At 59.1% G+C, this 20,002-nt stretch carries 18 protein-coding genes and 1 tRNA gene; 8 read left to right on the forward strand and 11 right to left on the reverse strand.

Features of this window, described 5'->3' with window-relative positions:
• Positions 1–246: 246 nt before the first annotated feature.
• Genes flgE through flgB form a run of 4 tightly spaced genes read right to left on the reverse strand, consistent with a single transcriptional unit; the run spans position 247 to position 3,211 of the window.
• On the reverse strand, positions 247–1,581 hold the full coding sequence (gene flgE, locus AC4IHP_RS21920; RefSeq protein WP_056788088.1) for a flagellar hook protein FlgE: 1,335 nt from the start codon (positions 1,579–1,581) through the stop codon (positions 247–249).
• Positions 1,582–1,612: 31 nt separating this feature from the next.
• The gene (gene flgD / locus AC4IHP_RS21925; protein WP_460120834.1) at positions 1,613–2,338 is read right to left on the reverse strand and encodes a flagellar hook assembly protein FlgD; all 726 of its coding nucleotides are present in this window, start codon (positions 2,336–2,338) and stop codon (positions 1,613–1,615) included.
• 15 nt (positions 2,339–2,353) lie between these two features.
• Entirely contained in the window at positions 2,354–2,797 is a 444-nt protein-coding gene (gene flgC, locus AC4IHP_RS21930; RefSeq protein ID WP_016773614.1) for a flagellar basal body rod protein FlgC, read from the reverse strand.
• Positions 2,798–2,800: 3 nt separating this feature from the next.
• Entirely contained in the window at positions 2,801–3,211 is a 411-nt protein-coding gene (gene flgB / locus AC4IHP_RS21935) for a flagellar basal body rod protein FlgB (RefSeq protein ID WP_016773613.1), read from the reverse strand.
• A 15-nt stretch (positions 3,212–3,226) separates the two neighbouring features.
• Between flgB and AC4IHP_RS21940 the strand changes: the two genes are divergently transcribed.
• Positions 3,227–3,499, forward strand: a complete 273-nt coding sequence (locus tag AC4IHP_RS21940; protein ID WP_490832737.1) for a hypothetical protein — start codon at positions 3,227–3,229, stop codon at positions 3,497–3,499.
• Positions 3,500–3,550: 51 nt separating this feature from the next.
• Here AC4IHP_RS21940 and cheR read toward each other — a convergent pair whose 3' ends face one another.
• Both cheR and AC4IHP_RS21950 read right to left on the reverse strand, forming a co-directional pair.
• A complete protein-coding gene (gene cheR, locus AC4IHP_RS21945) occupies positions 3,551–4,378 on the reverse strand; it encodes a protein-glutamate O-methyltransferase CheR (protein ID WP_460120836.1) in 828 nt (275 codons plus the stop codon).
• 46 nt (positions 4,379–4,424) lie between these two features.
• Positions 4,425–5,357 (reverse strand): chemotaxis protein CheV, encoded by a 933-nt coding sequence (locus AC4IHP_RS21950; RefSeq protein WP_016773611.1) that lies wholly within the window; start codon positions 5,355–5,357, stop codon positions 4,425–4,427.
• Positions 5,358–5,439: 82 nt separating this feature from the next.
• Between AC4IHP_RS21950 and flgA the strand changes: the two genes are divergently transcribed.
• The 4 genes from flgA (at position 5,440) to AC4IHP_RS21970 (ending at position 8,042) form a co-directional block, all read left to right on the forward strand.
• The gene (flgA, locus tag AC4IHP_RS21955; protein WP_490832760.1) at positions 5,440–6,201 is read left to right on the forward strand and encodes a flagellar basal body P-ring formation chaperone FlgA; all 762 of its coding nucleotides are present in this window, start codon (positions 5,440–5,442) and stop codon (positions 6,199–6,201) included.
• A gap of 162 nt (positions 6,202–6,363) precedes the next feature.
• A complete protein-coding gene (flgM, locus tag AC4IHP_RS21960; RefSeq protein ID WP_016773609.1) occupies positions 6,364–6,690 on the forward strand; it encodes a flagellar biosynthesis anti-sigma factor FlgM in 327 nt (108 codons plus the stop codon).
• A gap of 48 nt (positions 6,691–6,738) precedes the next feature.
• On the forward strand, positions 6,739–7,206 hold the full coding sequence (locus AC4IHP_RS21965; protein ID WP_041479278.1) for a flagella synthesis protein FlgN: 468 nt from the start codon (positions 6,739–6,741) through the stop codon (positions 7,204–7,206).
• 89 nt (positions 7,207–7,295) lie between these two features.
• Positions 7,296–8,042 carry a flagellar brake protein gene (locus AC4IHP_RS21970; protein ID WP_041479276.1) on the forward strand — a complete coding sequence of 249 codons (747 nt, stop codon included), beginning with the start codon at positions 7,296–7,298 and terminating at the stop codon, positions 8,040–8,042.
• A gap of 73 nt (positions 8,043–8,115) precedes the next feature.
• Here AC4IHP_RS21970 and AC4IHP_RS21975 read toward each other — a convergent pair whose 3' ends face one another.
• From AC4IHP_RS21975 to AC4IHP_RS21990, 4 genes are all read right to left on the reverse strand, one after another.
• Entirely contained in the window at positions 8,116–9,498 is a 1,383-nt protein-coding gene (locus AC4IHP_RS21975) for an MFS transporter (RefSeq protein WP_490832738.1), read from the reverse strand.
• A 69-nt stretch (positions 9,499–9,567) separates the two neighbouring features.
• A complete protein-coding gene (locus AC4IHP_RS21980; RefSeq protein WP_490832761.1) occupies positions 9,568–10,809 on the reverse strand; it encodes a glutamine synthetase family protein in 1,242 nt (413 codons plus the stop codon).
• Between the two features lie 307 nt (positions 10,810–11,116).
• Positions 11,117–11,809, reverse strand: coding sequence for a sensor histidine kinase (locus tag AC4IHP_RS21985; RefSeq protein WP_490832739.1), 693 nt, complete (start codon positions 11,807–11,809; stop codon positions 11,117–11,119).
• Positions 11,806–13,410, reverse strand: a complete 1,605-nt coding sequence (locus AC4IHP_RS21990; RefSeq protein WP_042607193.1) for a tetratricopeptide repeat-containing response regulator — start codon at positions 13,408–13,410, stop codon at positions 11,806–11,808. The genes AC4IHP_RS21985 and AC4IHP_RS21990 overlap by 4 nt, the downstream gene beginning before the upstream one ends.
• A 217-nt stretch (positions 13,411–13,627) precedes the next feature.
• On the opposite strand from AC4IHP_RS21990, the gene AC4IHP_RS21995 reads away from it, so the two are divergent.
• Positions 13,628–14,980, forward strand: coding sequence for a lysozyme inhibitor LprI family protein (locus AC4IHP_RS21995; protein ID WP_490832740.1), 1,353 nt, complete (start codon positions 13,628–13,630; stop codon positions 14,978–14,980).
• Between the two features lie 184 nt (positions 14,981–15,164).
• Positions 15,165–19,301 carry a CheR family methyltransferase gene (locus tag AC4IHP_RS22000; RefSeq protein ID WP_490832741.1) on the forward strand — a complete coding sequence of 1,379 codons (4,137 nt, stop codon included), beginning with the start codon at positions 15,165–15,167 and terminating at the stop codon, positions 19,299–19,301.
• A gap of 74 nt (positions 19,302–19,375) precedes the next feature.
• Here the strand turns inward: AC4IHP_RS22000 and AC4IHP_RS22005 are convergent.
• Positions 19,376–19,452: transfer RNA gene (locus AC4IHP_RS22005), tRNA-Arg, on the reverse strand.
• A gap of 298 nt (positions 19,453–19,750) precedes the next feature.
• On the opposite strand from AC4IHP_RS22005, the gene AC4IHP_RS22010 reads away from it, so the two are divergent.
• Positions 19,751–19,984 carry a hypothetical protein gene (locus AC4IHP_RS22010; protein ID WP_460120841.1) on the forward strand — a complete coding sequence of 78 codons (234 nt, stop codon included), beginning with the start codon at positions 19,751–19,753 and terminating at the stop codon, positions 19,982–19,984.
• The last annotated feature ends 18 nt before the right edge of the window (positions 19,985–20,002 follow it).

A 20,002-nucleotide genomic window follows, 5' to 3' on the forward strand; every position in this document is an offset into this window, starting at 1 on the left:
CCTGAGCGCTCTGAAATTAAGGGCGCAATGGACTAGCAACCGCAAGACCAAGGCGACAGTTACCTTGACACGTACCGCGCTTGTAAAAAAGTAAGTCGCCGTAAGGGCGAAACCGTAATCAGCAACACCCGCAGAAACGGATATACACCCAAAACCCCAACAGCCTGGTCGGCCCAAAGGCCGCCACGGCCCAAAAAAAAGCCCCTCAAAACCGAGGGGCCCAAAAAAACCAGTCAGAAACCCGAATCAGGTCATCTGAATAATGGTCTGCATAATCGTGCTCTGCGTCGAAATGGTCTTGGCGTTCGCCTGATAGTTGCTCTGACCCTTGATCAGATCAACCAGCTCATTGGTCAGGTTAACGTTCGACTCTTCCAGCGAGTTCGACACCACCTCACCCAACGTACCGGTCTTCGGCGCGTCGTAGCCCGGAATGCCCGAAGCGAAAGTCTCTTTCCAGCTAGTGCCACCGACAGCCTGCAAGCCCTGTTCGTTGGTGAAGCTGGCCAGCGCAACCTGACCGATCGCCTTGCTCTGGTTGTTGCTGAAGTTGGCGAACAGCGTACCGGTGCCGTCGATGGTCAGGTTAGTGATCTGGCCAGTGGCGTAACCATCCTGAGTCGGGATCGTACGCGAGGTATCAGCGTTGTACTGCGTGGTGTTGGCCATCGAGATGGTCACGCCATTCGGGTTCGCTGCCGCGCCGTTAGGCGTAAACACGCCATTGGTCACAGTGCCCGGCACCCAGCCGGTCATTTTCAGATCGCTGCTGATGATCGGGTTGGCCGGATCCGCCGGGTTAGGCGTGCTCACCTGAACCAGCTTGCCGGAGCTGTCGAACGACAATGTCGAAGCGACCGGCGCAGTGGTCACAGGGTTGCTGCCGGTAGCGTCCGGGTTACGGCCATCGACCAGGGTGTAAACCTTCCAGGTGTTCCCGCCAGTCTTGACCATGTACTGGTCCATGACGTGGGCGTTGCCCTGGGTGTCATAGATCGGTGTGCTGAACGACTTGGTGTACGTTTCCGGCTTCGACGGGTCGAACGTCACGGCGCTGGCGCCGGTATCGACGATCACTGGCGAAGACGAATTGAGGTTGATGCTCGAGGTCACCGCAGAAGACGACTTCGGCGCCAGGTTCGAGGTGTCGATCTTCAGATCGGTCAACACGCCGTTGATGATCTTGCCGTTGGCATCCACACCGTAACCCTGCAGACGCGAGGTGTAGTCGGTGTTGGTGATGTAACCGGCGTTGTCGACCTTGAACGTACCGGCACGGGTGTACGAGATCGAGCCGTTGTTGCTCATGGTGAAGAAGCCGGAACCGTTGATGCCCATGTCCAGCACGTTGCCAGTGTTGTTGATGTCACCCTGGGTGAACTGCTGGGAAACGTTGGCCAGGCGTACGCCGTTACCGATGACTTTGCTGCCGCTGCCCAGACGAGTTGACGAATAGACGTCTTCGAATTCTGCGCGCGAGGATTTGAAACCGGCGGTGGCGACGTTGGCGATGTTGTTGCCGGTTACGTCGAGTTGTTTGTTGGCGGCATAGAGACCGCTAAGGCCGATGTTAAAAGACATGTTCCACTCCTTCGTGCCGGGTTAGTCGGCTCTATATACCAATGGTTTGTACTTTGGACAGGGCAACGGTGCCCTTGCCGGCCAGGTTGAGCATCAGCTCGCCACCGGTCTGGCTGATCGTCACGCTGTTGACGGTCGCTGGCAGGTAAGTCGCCAGGTCGGTCGCGGTGCCGTTGATCGGTGCGTTGGCCTTGAACGTGTAAGTGCCGACCGGAACCACGGTGCCGGCGGTGTCCTTGCCGTCCCAAGTGAAACTGGCATCGCCGGCAGCGCGGCTGCCCAGGTCGATGGTGCGCACGGTCTTGCCGTCCTTGTCGGTAATGGTCACGGTGCCGCCGGCAATCGACGAAGGCACGGTGACCGAACCGGTCAGGCCTTTGCTCGGGTCATCGAGCTGCGCGGTGTTGGTCTGCACGATCACGTTGCGACCGACCAGCGACGACGCTTGCAGCGCCTGCGACGAGTTGTAGTTGCCGGCCAGGCCACTGACAGTGGAGTTCAGCGTGGTGATGCCTTCAAGGCTGCTGAACTGCGCCAACTGCGCGACGAAGGCGCTGTTGTCCTGCGGGTCGAGCGGGTTCTGGTTTTTCAGCTGGGTGACCAGCAACTGCAGGAATGCATCCTTGCCCAGCGCTTGACCGCCGGTGGCACTGTTGGTCGCCGAAGCAATGCCACCCGACGTAGTGCTACTCGTCTTCGACGAGTTGGCCAGGATGTCATTCATGCTCAGGCTGCTGGTGGTATCCGTAACGCTCATGGCAGTCGCCCCTTATTACTGACCGAGGGTCAGTACCTTCTGCATCATGGTTTTGGCGGTGTTCATCATTTCGGCGTTGGTCTGGAACGACCGGCTCGCGGAAATCATGTCAGCCATTTCTTCCACCACGTTGACGTTCGGGTAGTAGACGTAGCCCTTGGCGTCGGCAGCCGGATGGTTCGGCTCGTAGCGCGCTTCGAGGTTGCTCTGGTCTTCGACAACGCCGAGTACCTGCACGCCCTGCCCGGCCGCGTCCTGGTTCTGGAACAGCGAGTTGCTGCCGCCGGCCTGGCCGCCCTGGAACATGGTGGCGAACACCGGGTGACGGGCGCGGTAGGTCTGGTCGATGCTCGACGAGACGGTTTCGGCGTTGGCGATGTTCGAGGCCACGGTGTTCAGACGCGTGGTCTGCGCGCTCATGCCGCTGCCGGCAATGTTGAAAACGCTGGACAGGGACATGGATTATTCTCCGCGCAGGGCTGACACCAGCCCTTTGAATTTGCTGTTGAGCAAGGTGAAGCTGGCCTGGAAGCCGACGGCGTTTTCCGCGTAGTTGGACTGTTCCAGTTGAGCGTCGACGGTGTTCTGGTCGATAGAAGGCTGCATCGGCGTGCGATACATCAGCGACTCGTCGCCGTTGCCCAGCCCTTCAGCCTCGATGTGCCGGCTGTTGGTCATGTTCAGGGCAAAGTGGCCGCCGGTCTTGGTCTTCTCGGTCTGTGCTTCGAGCACTTTGGAGAAATCCAGATCCCGCGCCTTGTAGTTCGGGGTGTCGGCGTTGGCGATGTTGTTGGCCAGCACTTCGGCACGCTGGGCGCGGAAGCCCAATGCCTTTTCGTGAATGCCCAGCGCTTTGTCGAAGCTGATGCTCATGTCGGGAACCTTCAGGTGACCGGTTTTTCGTATCTGAGCTTTAGCAAGCGCCGTGCCAAATGGAAGAACCCCCGTATTCCGGGGCTTTGCGCCGAACAGGCAAAGCGGCAATGCCAGAAAAGCGGCAACCGGTTACCGCCGGATGCCGCTTTTCTGCCGCTGTCGCCTGCCAACACCGAACCTGTAGGAGCTGCCGAAGGCTGCGATCTTTTGATCTTGGTCTTCAAAAAGCAACATCAAAAGATCGCAGCCTTCGGCAGCTCCTACACGGGGTGCGGTGTCAGGTAAAAAAACGGAAGGCTTTGAAGGCCTCCCGTTTTTTGTATTGCCGCAAACCGCTTATTTCGCCTTGTAGATAATCCCCGGGCTGCACTGAACCATCTGGTAATGATCCGGCAAACCGTTCAGCGCTTCCGAAGCGCCAAGGAACAGGTACCCGCCCGGCTTCAACGTGCTGTGAATGCGCAACAGGATGTCCTTCTTCACTTCGGCAGAGAAGTAGATCAACACGTTGCGGCAGAACACGATGTCGAACTTGCCCAGCGCTGCGTAGCTGTCGAGCAGGTTAAAGGAGCGGAATTCCACCCGGCTCTTGATCGGCGCCTTGACCACCCAGCGCCCCGGCCCCTTCGGGTCGAAGTAGCGCTGCAGGCGATCCGGCGACAAACCTCGACCGATCGCCAGGCTGTCGTACTCGCCGGTCTTGCAGTTATTGAGCATCAGCCCCGACAGATCAGTGGCAACGATCTGCACGCCCATCTTCAACTGGCCAAGGTTGCTGCGCTCGAACTCGTCGATCGACATCGACAGCGAGTACGGTTCCTGACCCGACGAGCAGGCCGCCGACCAGATCCGCAGACGCTGGTTGGGGCTGGCCTTGATCGCTTCCGGCAGCACCTTGTTCTTCAAGACTTCAAACGGATATGTGTCGCGAAACCACAGGGTTTCGTTGGTCGTCATGGCATCGACCACCTGCTCGCGCAAACCGCTGCGCGGCTGGGTCTGGATGCGCTGTACCAGCTCACCCAGGGACTTGATGCCTTGCTGCTCCATCAGTTTGTTGAGACGGCTCGAGACCAGATACTGCTTGTTTTCACCGAGCAGAATGCCACAGGCTTTTTCCAGGAAGACCCGGAACTGTTCGAAATCCAAATTACCCGTAGACAATGATGCCGCCTCTTAAATCGTGTTGAACGCCAGGGACAGAAGGTCCCTAGCTGATATCTGCAGCTTTGATCCGGTCGACTACCCGGGATGCGAGGTCATCAGGACGGAATTTGGCCAGAAAGTCATCAGCACCGACTTTCTTCACCATCGCCTGATTGAATACCCCCGACAACGAAGTATGCAGGATGATATGGAGCTTTTGCATGCGCGCGTCGCCGCGGATTTCCGCCGTCAGGGTGTACCCGTCCATCTCCGGCATCTCGATGTCGGAAATCATCATCAGAAACTCTTCTTCCGGCTTCTTGCCCTCGTCGACCAGCTTGCGCAGGTAATCCAACGCCTGCTTGCCGTCGTTCAGCGCCACCACTTCGACACCGATGGTCTGCAGACAACGCGTGACCTGCTTGCGCGCCACCGACGAGTCATCGACCGTCAGTACCCGCAGCGACAGCGCCTTGGTCTGCGTCTCGACATCGACCACGCCCACCGAAATCGCTTCCGGGGTCGGCGCCACTTCAGCCAGCACCTTCTCGACGTCGATGATTTCGACCAACTGGTTGTCGACCCGCGTCACAGCGGTCAGGTAGTGATCGCGACCGGTGCCCTTGGGTGGCGGATGGATCTCTTCCCAGTTCATGTTGACGATGCGCTCCACCGAGCGGACCAGGAAACCCTGGGTCTTGGTGTTGTACTCCGTGATGATCACGAACGGGCTGTTCTTGTCTTTCAACGCACCGGAGCCCGTTGCCATTGCCAGATCCAGGATCGGAATGGTCGCTCCCCGTATATTCGCTACCCCGCACACGACAGGACTGGATTTGGGCATCAAGGTCAGGGACGGGCACTGCAACACTTCCCGTACCTTGAACACGTTGATCCCGTAGAGCTGCGGCCCGTCGAGACGGAACAACAGCAGCTCGAGGCGATTCTGCCCTACCAGTTGCGTGCGCTGGTTCACCGAATCCATTACACCAGCCATGCCCAGACTCCTACATCAACGCCAAGTGTTGTTGCGACGCACATTCATTGCTAAACGGCACGGCGCTTGCTTTTTAACTCGTATGAACGCTCAAACGACATTTTCCCGACGCCTGACCTCTACCCTTCGCAAAGGGCTTTGCGCGGTGGCCGCCGTTTGCTGCTCGCTTGCTGGCAGTCCTGCCAATGCAGATGCGGTTACCTTGCCTGATATGCTTATCGGCGTGACTCAGGGCTTTCTTGAATTCACCGTAGAAGACTATTTGGCTTCCAGTCAAACCGAAGGCCGCTACGAAATCGAAGTCAACCAGCTCGACCCGCGCATGCGCATGCCCATCTGCGACAAGGAATTGACAGCGACTCTGGAGAGCCCGGCACGCCCGCTGGGCCGCGTTACGGTGAAGGTTCGCTGCGAAGGCAGTTCGCCCTGGACGGTGTTCGTACCCGCTCAAGTCCGCCTGTTTCGCGAGATCGTAACGACCACTCGTCCGCTGAAACGCGCCGGCATTATCGAGCCGCAGGATGTGACTTTGCGCGAGCGCGATGTCAGCACGATCAATCAGGGTTTCCTGACCTCCGTCGACGAAGCGATCGGGCAGAAACTTACCCGACCAACGGTCGCCGATCAGGTCATCACACTGGTGCATCTGGAACAGGCCGAAGTCGTGCGCAAGGGTGACCAAGTGGTGATCACTGCGCGCAGTGGCACCCTTGCCGTACGCATGCCGGGCGAAGCGCTCTCCAATGGCGGCATGAAAGAACAGATTCGAGTAAAAAACCTTAATTCTCAAAGAGTTATCAAGGCGCAGGTGATCGCGCCGGGACAGGTCGAAGTAGCCATGTAAAAGCCTCGAGGAGAAAACTGGCGCCGACCCCGTCGCTTCCCTAAACTGTGCCGCAGCAGGTCTCGCAACGGCGCATGCAAGCTTATGGTTGATTGGGCCTAAAGTTTTTCAGGGGATAGCCGAAAACATGGCAAGCGTCCAAATTCCCAGAGGTTTTTTATCATGGTTATCGATTTCAACCGATTGAACAGTTCCTCGTCACTAACCGGCAGCACACGTACCAGCAACGCCAAGGAAAGCGCTGAAAACAGCCCCTCCGCGCCGCTGAATACCCAGGCCGAACAGGCCAATGTCGCCAAAAGCGGGGAGTCGGTACACCTCAGCAATGAGGCTCAACAGTTGCAGAAGGTCACTGACAAGCTGCGCGATCAGCCTGCTGTCGACAAAGCCCGTGTGGCCGAGTTGAAAGCCGCGATTGCCGATGGCAGCTATAAAGTCGACAGCAACCGTGTAGCCAGCAAACTGCTCAACTTCGAAGCCCAGCGCTAGGCTTTTGCCGGCGCCAGGCTTTTGGACGCTTAAACCCCAAGGCCAGCCATGCACGACACTAACTTATTGCAACTGATCAACGACGACTTTGCTCCAGCGCAACAATTGCTGGAGTTATTGCAAACCGAATCCCTCGCTTTGCATGGTCGTGACATGCCGTTGCTGGAAGAAATTCTGGCGACCAAGCAAGCGTTGATCATTCTGCTCGAGCAGCATGGCCGCAAGCGCAGCGAAATCCTCGCCAGCCTCAACCTGCCGACCGATCGCACAGGTCTTGAGCAACTGGCCAGCCAGTCGAGCATTGGCGACCAGTTGCTGACTCAGGGTGATGCCCTGACCGCGCTGATCGCCCAATGCCAGGCTGCCAACGTCAAGAACGGCCAGTCGATCCAGATCCAGCAGGCGACCACCGCCAATCAGCTGAAGATCCTCACCGGTGGTGAGCCGCCAGCGCTGTACGACGCCAGCGGGACCTTTGCCAAACCGGTCAAGCCGCGAACGCTCAGCCAGGCATGAGCCATTCGCTGGCCCTGCACTATCCACTTGCGCAACATGCTGGCAAAATACTGGCCAGTCGTCTTATTTTGTCTGGAGATTGAAGAACCGTGTCCAACACCCTAAGCGCGGATGATGCTCCGCAGCCTCCGAAGGTGCTCACCACGCCACTGGAAATCTCCAGCAACCTGCGCCAGCTGCAAGACAGCCACGATCCGCTGATCATCACTTTCCATGAACGTAGCCAGCGCTTTCAGAGTTACCTGATCAAGGTCGACCGCGAAACCGCAACGATCGCACTGGACGAAATGATCCCGCGCGATGGCGAGCGCTTCCTCCAGGCTGGCGAACCGTTCAAGGTCGAAGGCTTTCACGACGGCGTGCGCATCGCCTGGGAATGCAACGGCACGCTGAACATCGAAGAATCCGACGGCGACCGTTTCTACACCGGCGACCTGCCGAGCGAAGTGGTCTACCACCAGCGCCGCAACGCCTTCCGCGCTGCGTTGAAACTCACCGACCTGGTCAGCGTTGAACTGGGCGGCGAAAAGCTCAAGGTTCCTCTGCACGGCAAGCTGCTGGATATCTCCGCCACTGGCTGCAAGTTCCGCTTCGAAGGCGACATCACTGATCGCCTGCAACTGGGCCAGGTCTACGATCGCCTGATCGCCCCGCCGCTGTTCGGCAACCAGCCAACATCGGTCGAACTGCGCTATCTGCATTTCGAAGAAAAACTCAACATCACCTTCGCCGGGCTGCGCTTCCACAACATCAGTGGCCAGGCTGCGCGTAACGTCGAGCGTTTTGTTTACCAGTTGCAACGTGAAGCACGGCGTTTCGACAAAGACGATCTCTGAGTCGCAGCGATCAATAAAAAGGGCAGTCCTGTGCGGGACTGCCCTTTTTCATGCGCGGACGTTTATCTTCGGCTCAGGGCCTGCCGCCACTGATATCCGGCGCAGGCTTGTCGTCATCGCCGCTGTCCGGTTCGGTTTCAACGACCGCTTCCGGCTGAGCTTCGGGCTCCGGTTCGGGATTGCTCGGCGCCGGGTCCTGGACCATCTGCTCCTGCACCACCTGCTCATCGACACGCGGGTCAAGCGCCGCCACCAGCGGCGAGCTCGACATGCTGTCCGGCATTGCCACGTGATGCAGCGGTGCGTCGTCGACCTGGTGCAGGTTGGTGACCGCTTTCGGACGAATCCGCCAGACCAGCACCAGCGCGAAGAAACTGAAGAACGCATACAGGCTCTGACTGCCGAGAAACTTCATCAGCACGCCCGCCAGCAGCGGCCCGATGCTCGCGCCGACGCCGTAAGTCACCAGCAACATGGCGGTCAGCGACACCCGGCGATCGCCTTCGACGTGGTCGTTGGAAAACGCCACCGCCAGCGGATACAGGCAGAATTGCACCAGCGAACAGAAGAAGCCGACGACGAACAGCACCTCCAGCGGCACCTGCGGCATGATCGCCAACGGCAACGCCGCCACCGCCAGAAACCCGGCAAAGCAGCGAATCAGCAGCGCACGGTCATAACGGTCGGACAACCAGCCCAACGGCCACTGCACCAGCAAACCGGCAAAAATGCAGCTACCCATGAACAGACCGACCTGCTCGGTCGACAGCCCCTGCTGCGAGGCATACAGCGGCGCCAGACCGTAGAACGAACCGATGATCAGACCGGCGCCGAGCACCGTGCTCAGCGATTGCGGCACGCGTTTGATGAAGAAGCGCGGCTCCATCGGCGCGGGGTGCAGAGGCGCCGGGTGAATCCGTCGGGTCAACGTTACCGGCACCAGACACAGGGCAAAGCACAGCGCCACCAGCATCAGCAGTTCCAGACCGAGGCCGGGGTGCATGACCAGAATCAGCTGGCCCAGCACCAGGCCCAAATACGAGGCGATCATGTAACCGCTGAACACCAGGCCGCGCTGATTGGCATCGGCCTGCTCGTTGAGCCAGCTCTCGATGACCATGTACTGACACATCATGCCGAGACCGACGATGGTCCGCAGCACCAGCCACGCCGGCAGCCAGTCCACCAGACCATGGCCGAGCACCGCCGCGCCGACGATCCCGGCACACGCCGAGTACGCACGGATATGCCCGACTCGGGCAATCAGGCGATGGCCGATCTTGCCGCCCAGCACCAGACCGAAATAGTTGGCCGCCATCAGCGCACCGACCCACAGCCCGTCGACGTTGTCGGCGGCCAGACGCAAAGCCAGATAAGTAGAAAGAAGGCCTGAGCCGATCAACATCATCAGCGAGGCGAAATACAGCGCTCGAAAGGATTTCCAGATTTGGCGCATCGGCGTTCCGAGCGGCTCCTTGCAGTAAATACCGAGCAGTCAGAACGACTGCCCGGCAGCAGCGATACGTCAGGCCTGGGCGGCCAGCACACGGCGCTCCCAGGGAGTGATTTCATCAAAGAAGCTGGTCAACTCCATGGTCTTCGAAGCGATGTAGCCTTCGATGAACTCCGACCCGAACAGTTCCCTCGCCAACTGGCTACGTTTCAGACGCTCAAGCGCGGCGTGCAAGGTACACGGCAAGGCCAGATTATCCGGCACGGTGAATTCACCCTGGATTGCCGCGCTCGGCTCCAGTTCCTGCTCGATGCCATGCAAACCCGCAGCCAGACTGGCGGCGATCGCCAGATACGGATTGGCGTCGGCGCCCGGCAGACGATTTTCGACCCGACGTGCGACCGGCGAGCTGGCGGGAATACGCAAGCCGGCGGCGCGATTGTCATGGGACCAGCAGGCATTGTTCGGCGACGCGTACGGATGACACAGGCGCTGATAGGAATTCACGTTGGGCGCAAACAGTGCGGTGAAATCGGCGAGGCCTGCCTGTTGCCCGCCGATGAAGTGGCGGAACATCGACGTCGGCTCGCCGTTCGAGTCAGTAAAGACATTCTTGCCGCTGCCGATTTCAACGATGCTCTGGTGAATATGCATCGAACTGCCCGGTGTGTGCGCCAGCGGTTTGGCCATGCACACCACGCTCAGGCCATGCTTGAGCGCGACCTCTTTGAGCAGGTGCTTGAACAAGAACGTCTGATCGGCCAGCAGCAGCGGGTCGCCGTGCAGCAGATTGATCTCGAACTGGCTGACGCCCATTTCATGCATGAAGGTGTCGCGCGGCAGGCCGAGGGCCGCCATGCATTTATACACTTCGCTGAAGAACGGCCGCAGACCGTTGTTGGAACTGACGCTGAACGCCGACTGGCCATCCTCGCGGCGGCCGTCGAGGCCAACCGGCGGACGGAACGGCTGAGTCGGATCGGTATTGGGTGCGAAGACAAAAAATTCCAGTTCGGTCGCCACCACCGGCGCCAGACCGTGCGCGGCGTAACGGGCGATGACCGCTTTGAGCTGGCCACGGGTCGAGAGGCTGGAGCTCTCCCCGCTCAGTTCGTCGGCGTCGCAAATCGCCATGGCGCGCGGCTCGTCGCTCCAGGGCAAACGGTGAATCTGCGCAGGATCGGCGACCAGCGCCAGATCGCCGTCATCGCTGCCGTAGAACCGCGCCGGCGGATAGCCGCCCATGATGCATTGCAGCAGCACACCCCGCGCCAACTGCAAACGCCGCCCCTCGAGAAAACCCTCGGCGGTCATCACCTTGCCCCGTGGCACACCGTTCAGATCCGGGGTGACACATTCAATCTCATCAATGCCGGTCAATCGCTGCGCGAGTGAACCCTGGCCATCGGTTGTCATGACGCAATCCTTGTTGTTGTGCGAGCCGCGAACGGCGACCCGGACAAAATAGGCTGCGGCTGTTCGGAATATCAAGCAGCGCCCACAAAAATCCCGATCTTGTGCAGGAGCCGTAGGAGCTGACGAGTGCAACGAGGCTGCGATCTTTTGATCTTGCTTTTTAAAATCAAAAGATCGCAGCCTTCGGCAGCTCCTACACCAGACCTCAGGGCAAGTAGAGGCTGAACACCCCACCACCCAACGGCCCGCCATTGCTGATTTCGGTGCGCCCTTCCACGCCGTTGCGCTGGTGCAGCGCGGCGATGCGATTGGCGAAATACAGACCCAGCCCGGTGCTGCCGCTGCTGTGATTGATGCCCTGGACATAATCGGCCTGACGCTCGAGCATCTCTGCCGGATAGCCGTCGCCATCGTCATTGATGCTCAGCACCAATTGCCCGGCTTCATCGCTGACGGTAATCAGCAGCGACTCGCGGGCGTAACGGATCGCATTGTTGATGCAGTTGCCGAGCACCGAAGCGATCAGCTCGCGATCAAAGAAACCCAGCGGGCTCAACGGATCGACTTCATAAGTGGCGATGATGCCGCGACTGGCGAACACTTCCTGATGCGCGGCCAGTTGCGCCTCGATGAAATCGTCGAGTTCGTGATAGGCCGGCTGTAGCGGCAACTGGTTGACGCCGAGTTTGTACAGCCCGAGCAACTGCACCAGCATGCCGTTGAGGTGGGCGAATTCGAAGTCGATCACGCCCTGTTCCGAGCCGTCGCGCAGCTCTTTCGGCAGACGCGCCAGCCATTGGCTGTGCGCCTGCATCAGCATGGCCAGGGAGTTCTTCATGTCGTGAACGGTGGAGGCAATCACCGTGGAAAAATCCAGCGCCGGATCAATTGGGCTCATTCGCCAAACGCCTTGCTTTTCAGCTTCTGATAACGCGCAAACCGCGCGTCGGTGTCGGGCATCAGGCCCACCAGTTTCAGGCAGGCCCGACATTCTTCCAGCTCCGCCGACGGCACACTGGTGTCGGTGCCGTGCAGCAGCGACTGGGCCAGGTTCAGCGCAATACTGATGTTTTTCGGTTGCAGCTTGAGCGCCTTGCGGAACACCTCGCGGGCCTCGACCAGATTGCCGGTCTTGTACACGCGCACGCCCTGGCGGTTGAGATCGGCCGCAGCGTTACTCGAACTGAGAATCGTCGGATCGTCGGTGAGCTTGGCAATGTCTTTCATCACGGCCGGGTCATCACCGTAAATCTCCGCGCAGCTCTTGAGCATCGAAGTGCCCGCCTCGGCCTGACCGAGCATCTGCAACTGCTTGGCCACCAGCAATGCCGCCTCGGGGCTCATGAATTGTTCCATGCCATCGAGGCGCATCAGCGCCTGTTCGGTGAGCTTGTCGGCGGTTTCAGCGTCGTTGAGCAACAGGCTGGTGGCCTTCATCAGCCGCGCGCGAATTTGCAGGCCGGGATCGCTCGGGTTCTCCTTGGCCACGGCACTGAGCGTAGTGTTGATCTCCAGCCGCGTGCGCGTGTCCAGGCCGCGATCGCTGCCCTTGCTGATCAGCGCGTGCGCCAGGCCGAGATTGCTTTCCGGGTCCTTGAAACGCGACTGCGCGCCCTGCGCCACGGCCTGACGATAAGCACGCGAGGCGGTTTCGAAATCTTCGTTGGCCATCGCCAGTTTGCCCAGCAGAGCCTGACGGCGCACCGCCAGCGGCGACAGACGAATCGCTTCTTCCAGCACCCGCTGCGCGCCTTTGCTGTCGCCTTCGGCCACCAGCACATCGGCCATGCCGTCATACAGCGCCGGCATCATCGGGAAGACTTTCAGGGCTTTTTCATAAACTTCTTTGGCCTGCGTTACCTGCCCGCGTTTGAACAGCAACTTGCCCAATCCGGCGAAGGCCCACGGCAACGGGCGGTCGGCAATGATGCCGTCGTAGAGTCGCTCCAGCGCTTCGTTCTGGTTCATGTCGCGCAGCGCATCGGCGCGGTAACGCAGGCACAGCGGCGAATAGCGGATGTCCTGTTTGCACAGGGCGATACAGGCATTGAGCACCTCGACCGGTTTACCGCGATCGAGGGCCTGCAGAATCGGTTTGAGCAACGTCTTGCGTTGCTCCAGACGCTCAAGACGCTGGGCCAGTCCGGAACGGTTGAACGGCTTGGTCAGGTAGGCATCCGGCTCGTGCTCCAGCGCACTGAGCACCATCGCCTGACTGGTCTCGGCGGTGACCATGACGAAAACGGCTTCGTGGCTGATGAGCTTTTCCGACATCAGGTCTTCGAGCACCTGCTGGCCGTTCTTCTTGCCGTCGCCGAGATGGAAGTCCTGAAGAATGAAATCGTAGGACTTCTGCGAGCACATCTTCAGCGCCTGCTCGCCAGTGTCGGCAGTATCGACATCCTTGACGCCGAGCTCACGCAACATCGAACGCACGGAACTGCGGAAATCGGAAAAATCATCGACGATCAGAAAGCTTTTTTGGTGATACGACGACATCGAAGATTTCCAGGCAATTGAAGAAAACGAACCGAGGCGATTTCAGGCGCGCAGATGATAGCTGGAGGCCATGCGCCATCAAGCGATTTCGCTGGAGTCTGAACTCACCGTTCGGGTTATCGGCCAAAAATGCCCGGGCCTGAGGGTGGTGCTTCAAGAATGTTGCCTGGAGTATTACTCTGCGCGCCTGCTCAAGGATTTTCATAGGGACTGAATCGTGTACATCAAGGGACGCTACATCCTGTCGGCCTTTTTGCTGCTGTTTATCCAGCCAATGAGTGCGGCGGCAATGGACTGCACCAAAGCGGCGAACGACGTGGAAAACACGATTTGCGCGAACAAACCGCTTTATGAGCTCGACGCGCAGATGGGCACGCTGTATCGCCAACTGATGACAACTGCCACAGCGACGCAACCTGAGCTCAAGCGCACCCAGCGCGCCTGGCTAAAAACCCGCAATGCCTGCGCAGTCGATGTCGCTTGCCTGGATGGCAGCTACCGCCAGCGCCTGCAAGCATTGCAGGCACAATGGACGCAAGCCGCAATGTGGCAGCCGGACGCCGTGGATCTTCAGGCGATGAACGATCTGCAGGAAAGCATTCGTGCCGAGAGCAAAAACCACCCGGAATTTGCGCTGGAACATGCCTTGGCCGCACGGGCTTTCGAGTCTTCGCAGACATCGTTCGCGGGCGATCCAGTCGACAGTTACGGCGAGCAAACAAACTTCCCCATGTCGCGTCCCAAAGGCGTAAGCGAGGATGAGTGGCAAGCATTGAAAGCCTCAAGCATCGGAGGCGCCGCCGAGACCGGACGGACTTCTTACGCACTGCTGGATCTGGACAGTGATGGCCAGCGCGACCTTATCGTCGACACATACGCAGGCGGCACCGGCTTGTTCACCTACGTGGAAACCTGGCGCCGCACGGGCGAGCGGTTCGTCAAAAGATCGGTCGAGCCGGAAAGTTCGCTGTTCTACACCAACGACCGTGGCGCCAATCAGGCAATCAGCTGGATCAGGCTTCACGACAGAATTTATGCCGCTTACCGAAACGGCGCTTATGGTGTCGACAATCTGTACCTGCTCAATCCGCTGAAGATCAACCGTCAGGTACCGACGGTGTCCGTGCGTTACGCTTACTCCCTGCAAGTGCCAACCACGCAACATAAAGAAGACGGCACCAGCACCTATGAGCTCGAAGCGGATTTGCACGCGGCACTCGACCACGCCGTCACTCAGGCAATGAAAGTCGCATCGGGCTCAAACCCTGACACGCCCCTTTGCCCCATTCCTCCGACGGGCGCCGGCGAAGACGATTACTACAGCTACGGTCCAGGGCACTACACCATCGAAAAGATCGCCGATTTGCCGGTAATGATCGGCGGCGAATGCTACATCGGGGCGCTGATTGACTGGTTCGGCAGTTACAGCGAAAAGACTGGGTTATTCGCCCAACTGGCCGTGCGCAAGCCGGGCGTCGAGGCGAGCGGGACTACTTACGAAGTCCACGGCCGTCGGCATGTAACCGAGGTCAGCGGGAGCCTTGGCAAAGTCGAAATCAACGACGACTGACCACCGATCATCACGCGGTAAATTAATCGGCACGGTTGCCAATCACCGGATGTCAAAAACACAGGCAGCACATTTGTCCTTCAAAAGAGCAGGCAGATCCGCAAATGAGGTTTATTCTGCTCAATTACCTGCGCCCCCGGACGTCCGCGATACGCTTGTACCGCCACAAAAAAAGGCCGAAGTGATGACCTCGAAACCCCCTGCCTCGCCCTCTGCGCCCGAACGCAAGGACCTGACCCCCAGTCACCTGAATTTCCCGGTGGTGGGCATCGGCGCCTCAGCAGGCGGCCTGCAAGCGATCAAGCTGTTTTTCGAGCATATGCCGAAGGACAGTGGCATGGCGTTCGTGATCATTCTGCACCTGTCGCCCGATCACCAGAGCATCGCCGACCAGATCATTCAGGAATCGACGCGCATGCCGGTGCTGCAAGTGACGCAGCCGGTGCCGATCGAAAAGAACTGCGTGTACGTGATCTCGCCAGCACATTCGCTGTCGATGAACGACGGCTATCTGCGGGTCAGCACGGCCGGTTCGCCGCAGGCGCGCCACACTGCCATCGACCTGTTCTTTCGCGATCTGGCCGACGTGCATCGCGAGCGGGCTTTTTGCCTGGTGCTTTCAGGCACCGGTTCCGATGGTGCGGTGGGCTTGTCGCGAATCAAGGAACAGGGTGGCGTGACGCTGGTACAAGTGCCGGAAGACGCCGAGTTCGACGGCATGCCGCGCGCCGCCATCGAGACGCGCATGGTCGATCTGATACTGCCAGTGGTCGAGATGCCGCAGAAACTGATGGAGCTCTGGCGCAACTCTCAGAACATCAAATTACCCAGCGCCAATGATCCCGACTTGAAAGCCTTGAAGCCTGCAAACGAACACGAGGCGTCGATCGCCGAACAACGCCTGCATGAAATCCTGTTGTACCTGCGCAGCAGCACCGGCCATGACTTCAAACATTACAAGCGCGCCACCGTGCTGCGCCGCATCGAGCGGCGCATGCAGGTCACCAGCCAGTCTGACCTCGGCGCCTATTACGACTACCTGCAAAACACCCCGGAAGAATCCAAGGCCCTGCTCGGCGACATGCTGATCGGCGTGACCAACTTCTTCCGTGACCGCGAAGCCTTCGAAGCCCTTGAGCGCGATGTGCTGCCGCAACTGGTGCAATCGGTTGCCGACTCGTCGGAAAAAGAAGAACTGCGCGTCTGGTCTGCCGGCTGCTCGACCGGCGAGGAAGCCTACAGCCTGGCGATCCTGCTCGATGATCAGATGCAGGTACAAAGCAGCAAGGCCAACCTGCAAGTGTTCGCCACCGATATCGACGAACGCGCGATCACCACTGGCCGCGCCGGCACCTATCCGCAAGCCATCGTCACCGACGTACCGCCAACACGCCTTCGGCATTATTTCGTCAAAGACGATGACCACTACCGGATTCGCAAGGAAATCCGCGAGAAAGTGCTGTTCGCCAAGCACAGCCTGTTGTCCGATCCGCCGTTCTCGCAGATCGACCTGATCGTTTGCCGCAATCTGCTGATTTACCTGGATCGCGAGGTGCAGCGGGAAATCCTGCAGATGTTCCACTTCGCCCTGCGACCGGGTGGTTTCCTGTTTCTCGGCACCTCGGAAAGCGCCGATGCCTGCCATGAACTGTTCGCGCCCGTGGACAAGCGCAACCGCATCTTCCGCGCCAAGACCGGTACCGCGAACAGCCGCCGCACCCCGACCATGCCGCGTGGCGGTTATATGCGCACCAGCGTTTCCCGACCGCCATCGAAAGCCATCGAGCCCGTCAAACTGTCGTTTGCCGATATCCACCGCCGCGCCATAGAACGCTTCGCCCCGCCGAGCATCATCGTCGACACCAATGCCGATATCCTTCACATGAGCGAATCCGCCGGGCGCTTCCTGCGGCATGTCGGCGGCGAGCTGTCACGCAACTTGCTGACGCTGATCCTGCCGGAGTTGCGCCTGGAAATCCGCACGACGCTGTTCCAGGTGCAGCAAAGCAACCTCACCGTGCGCTCGCGTGAGGTGCTGCTCAAGCGCGAGGAGCGTCAGTACCGCATCACGCTGATTGCGCAGCCGTACAAGGACGACGACTTCGACAGCGAGTGCGTGCTGGTGACCTTCGAAGAAACGGAGATCGACGCGCACGAGCAGGCGCTGACCACGGTGCTGCAGACTGAAAGCCAAGTGCTCTCCAACCTCGAACGTGAGCTGCAACGCACCAAATTGCATTTGCAGGACACCATCGAACAGTCGGAAATCTCCAGCGAAGAGCTCAAGGCTTCCAACGAGGAGATGCAGGCGATCAACGAAGAACTGCGCTCGGCCACCGAAGAGCTCGAGACCAGCAAGGAAGAGTTGCAGTCAATCAATGAAGAGCTGTTGACGGTCAACTACGAGCTGAAGACCAAAGTCGAAGAAACCGACAAGATCAACGATTATCTGACCAATCTGATCGCTTCTACCGACATTGCTACCGTGTTCGTCGATCGCAGCATGCGCATCAAATGGTTCACGCCGCGCGCTACCGACATCTTCAGCATGCTGCCGGTAGACACCGGCCGTTCACTGCTGGACATCACCCATCGCCTGAATTACCCGGCGATGACCGAGGATGCGGCGCAAGTGTTCGAATCGCTGAACATGATCGAACGCGAGGTCAACAGCACCGATAACCGCTGGTACATCGCCCGCTTGCTGCCCTATCGCTCCAGCGAAGACCATATCGACGGCACCGTGCTGACCTTCATCGACATCAGCAAACGCCGCGAAGCCGAGGAAGAGCTGCGCCTGGGCGAAGAGCGCATGCGCCTGGTCGCCGAAAGCACCCGCGATTACGCAATCATCATTCTTGACGAGATGGGCCTGATCACCAGCTGGAACAAAGGCGCTGAACTGATCTTTGGCCATAGCAAAAACGAGGCCGAAGGTCAGTACTACGATTTCATCTTCACAGCCGAAGACCGTGCTGCCGGCATGGCTGAAAGTGAACTATCCACCGCCCGCCAGCACGGCCGCTCGGAGGATGAGCGCTGGCATGTGCGCAAGGATGGCAGCCGTTTCTTCTGCAGCGGCGAGGTCACCCGGCTCAGCGGCGACCGCTTGCAGGGCTATGTAAAAATCGCCCGCGACCTGACCGGGCACAAGCGCCAGCAGGACCAACAGTCTCAGGAACTGGCGCAGACGCGCAATACGGTGTCCCTGCGTGACGAGTTCTTTGCGGTCATGTCTCACGAGCTAAAGCACCCGCTCAACCTGATCCAGCTCAACGCCGAACTGTTGCGCCGACTGCCAATGATCCGCACCGCCGGGCCGGCGACCAAAGCGGTCAACACCATTTGCGATGCCGTGAACAGCCAGGCGCGGATCATCGACGACCTGCTTGACGTAGCGAGGGTACGCACCGGCAAGCTCAAGCTGCAATTGGCGCGTGTCGATCTGAGCGCGGTTCTGCGTGACATCCACACGGTAGTGCTCAATGAGCAGCACGCCACGCGCATCGACCTGCAATTGCCTGAAGCACCGTTGATCATCCATGCCGACCCGACCCGGGTCGAGCAAGTCATCTGGAATCTGGTCAACAATGCCTTGAAGTTCACACCACCGAGCGGCCGCATCGAGCTGATCGCCAGTAAGAGCGGGAAAACGGCGCAATTGGACGTCAAGGATAACGGCGTCGGTATCGCTGCCGAGAACCTAGAACACGTCTTCGACCTGTTCGGCCAGGCGGAAAAACAGCACACCAACCATCAACGTGAAGGCTTGGGCATCGGCCTGTCACTGGTGCGACAACTGACCGAAGCCCAGCACGGCACGGTCAAGGTTGCTTCGCCGGGGCTGGGCGCCGGTTGTACCTTTACCGTTCGCCTGCCACTGTCGACTGATGTCGAAGAAACCGCTGCAGCAGCCGAGATTGAACCGGCCTCCGGCAAGCTCGATGGCTTGAGCATCCTGCTGGTCGACGACTCGCCGGAAGTGCTGGAGACCTTGAAAATGCTCCTGGAAATGGAAGATGCCGAAGTGACGGCCTTCGACCATCCCGTAGCAGCGCTGAAAGACGCTGAGAACACGCGCTACGATCTGATCATCTCCGACCTCGGCATGCCGGTCATGACCGGCTATGAACTGATGGCTGCACTGCGCAAGCTGCCGCTGGCGAAAAACGTACCGGCGATCGCCCTCACCGGTTATGGCACTCAGAGCGACATGCAGAAGTCCCGTGAAGCCGGGTTCGATCAGCATCTGGGTAAACCGGTGGCGTACGACGACCTGATTGAAACCATCGAGGCATTGCGCCGCTCGGAGTTGCTGTAGAGCTCGCCAGCGCTACAACGCAAAAAGCCCCGCCACACGATTAAGTGAGGCGGGGCTTTTCGTTTTTGAAGAAATGGTGTCCCAGGCGGGGTTCGAACCTGCAACCTTCCCCTTAGGAGGGGGATGCTCTATCCAATTGAGCTACTGAGACACTGATTGACGCGCGCTGGACGCGGCGCGATAGACGGCGTGCATGTTAACGGCCAGCCCCTGTTTTGTCATGTCGTCCGTAGGGCTTTTTAAGTGTAGGCAAGCGCCCTGGAAGATTGCGGGAACTTTTACCGGGCAAATTGCACTGCGCGAAAATGCAGTCATTGCAGATTGCAATCAGTGTTGCGCCAAAAAACCTACCAAACCATTGTTTTTAAAGGACTTATCAGCCGTTACACTGTTGGCACGGCGACTGCTATGCCTGTTCTATCAAAAAGAACAATTTGGAGCGTCGTGCCATGAACAGCACCCTCTTGCTTGCAAACGCAGCGGCTTTGGCTTTCTTGCTCGGATCGCACTTTTTTCCCAAGGCTGACGTCGAGCAGCCGGTAGCGCAGCGCATGCCGCATTACCTGCAAGTGCAGAAAGCGCCGCAATGGGCAGTTTTGAGTGAACGCAGCGACGCTTCTCCGCAAATGGTCAGCGAACCTGAGCAAGCCTCGGCGCCAGCCACCGAACGTCTGGTTTTTTGAAATATCTTCAGGAGTACA

It is taken from the genome of Pseudomonas sp. UF-293 (assembly GCF_058245595.1).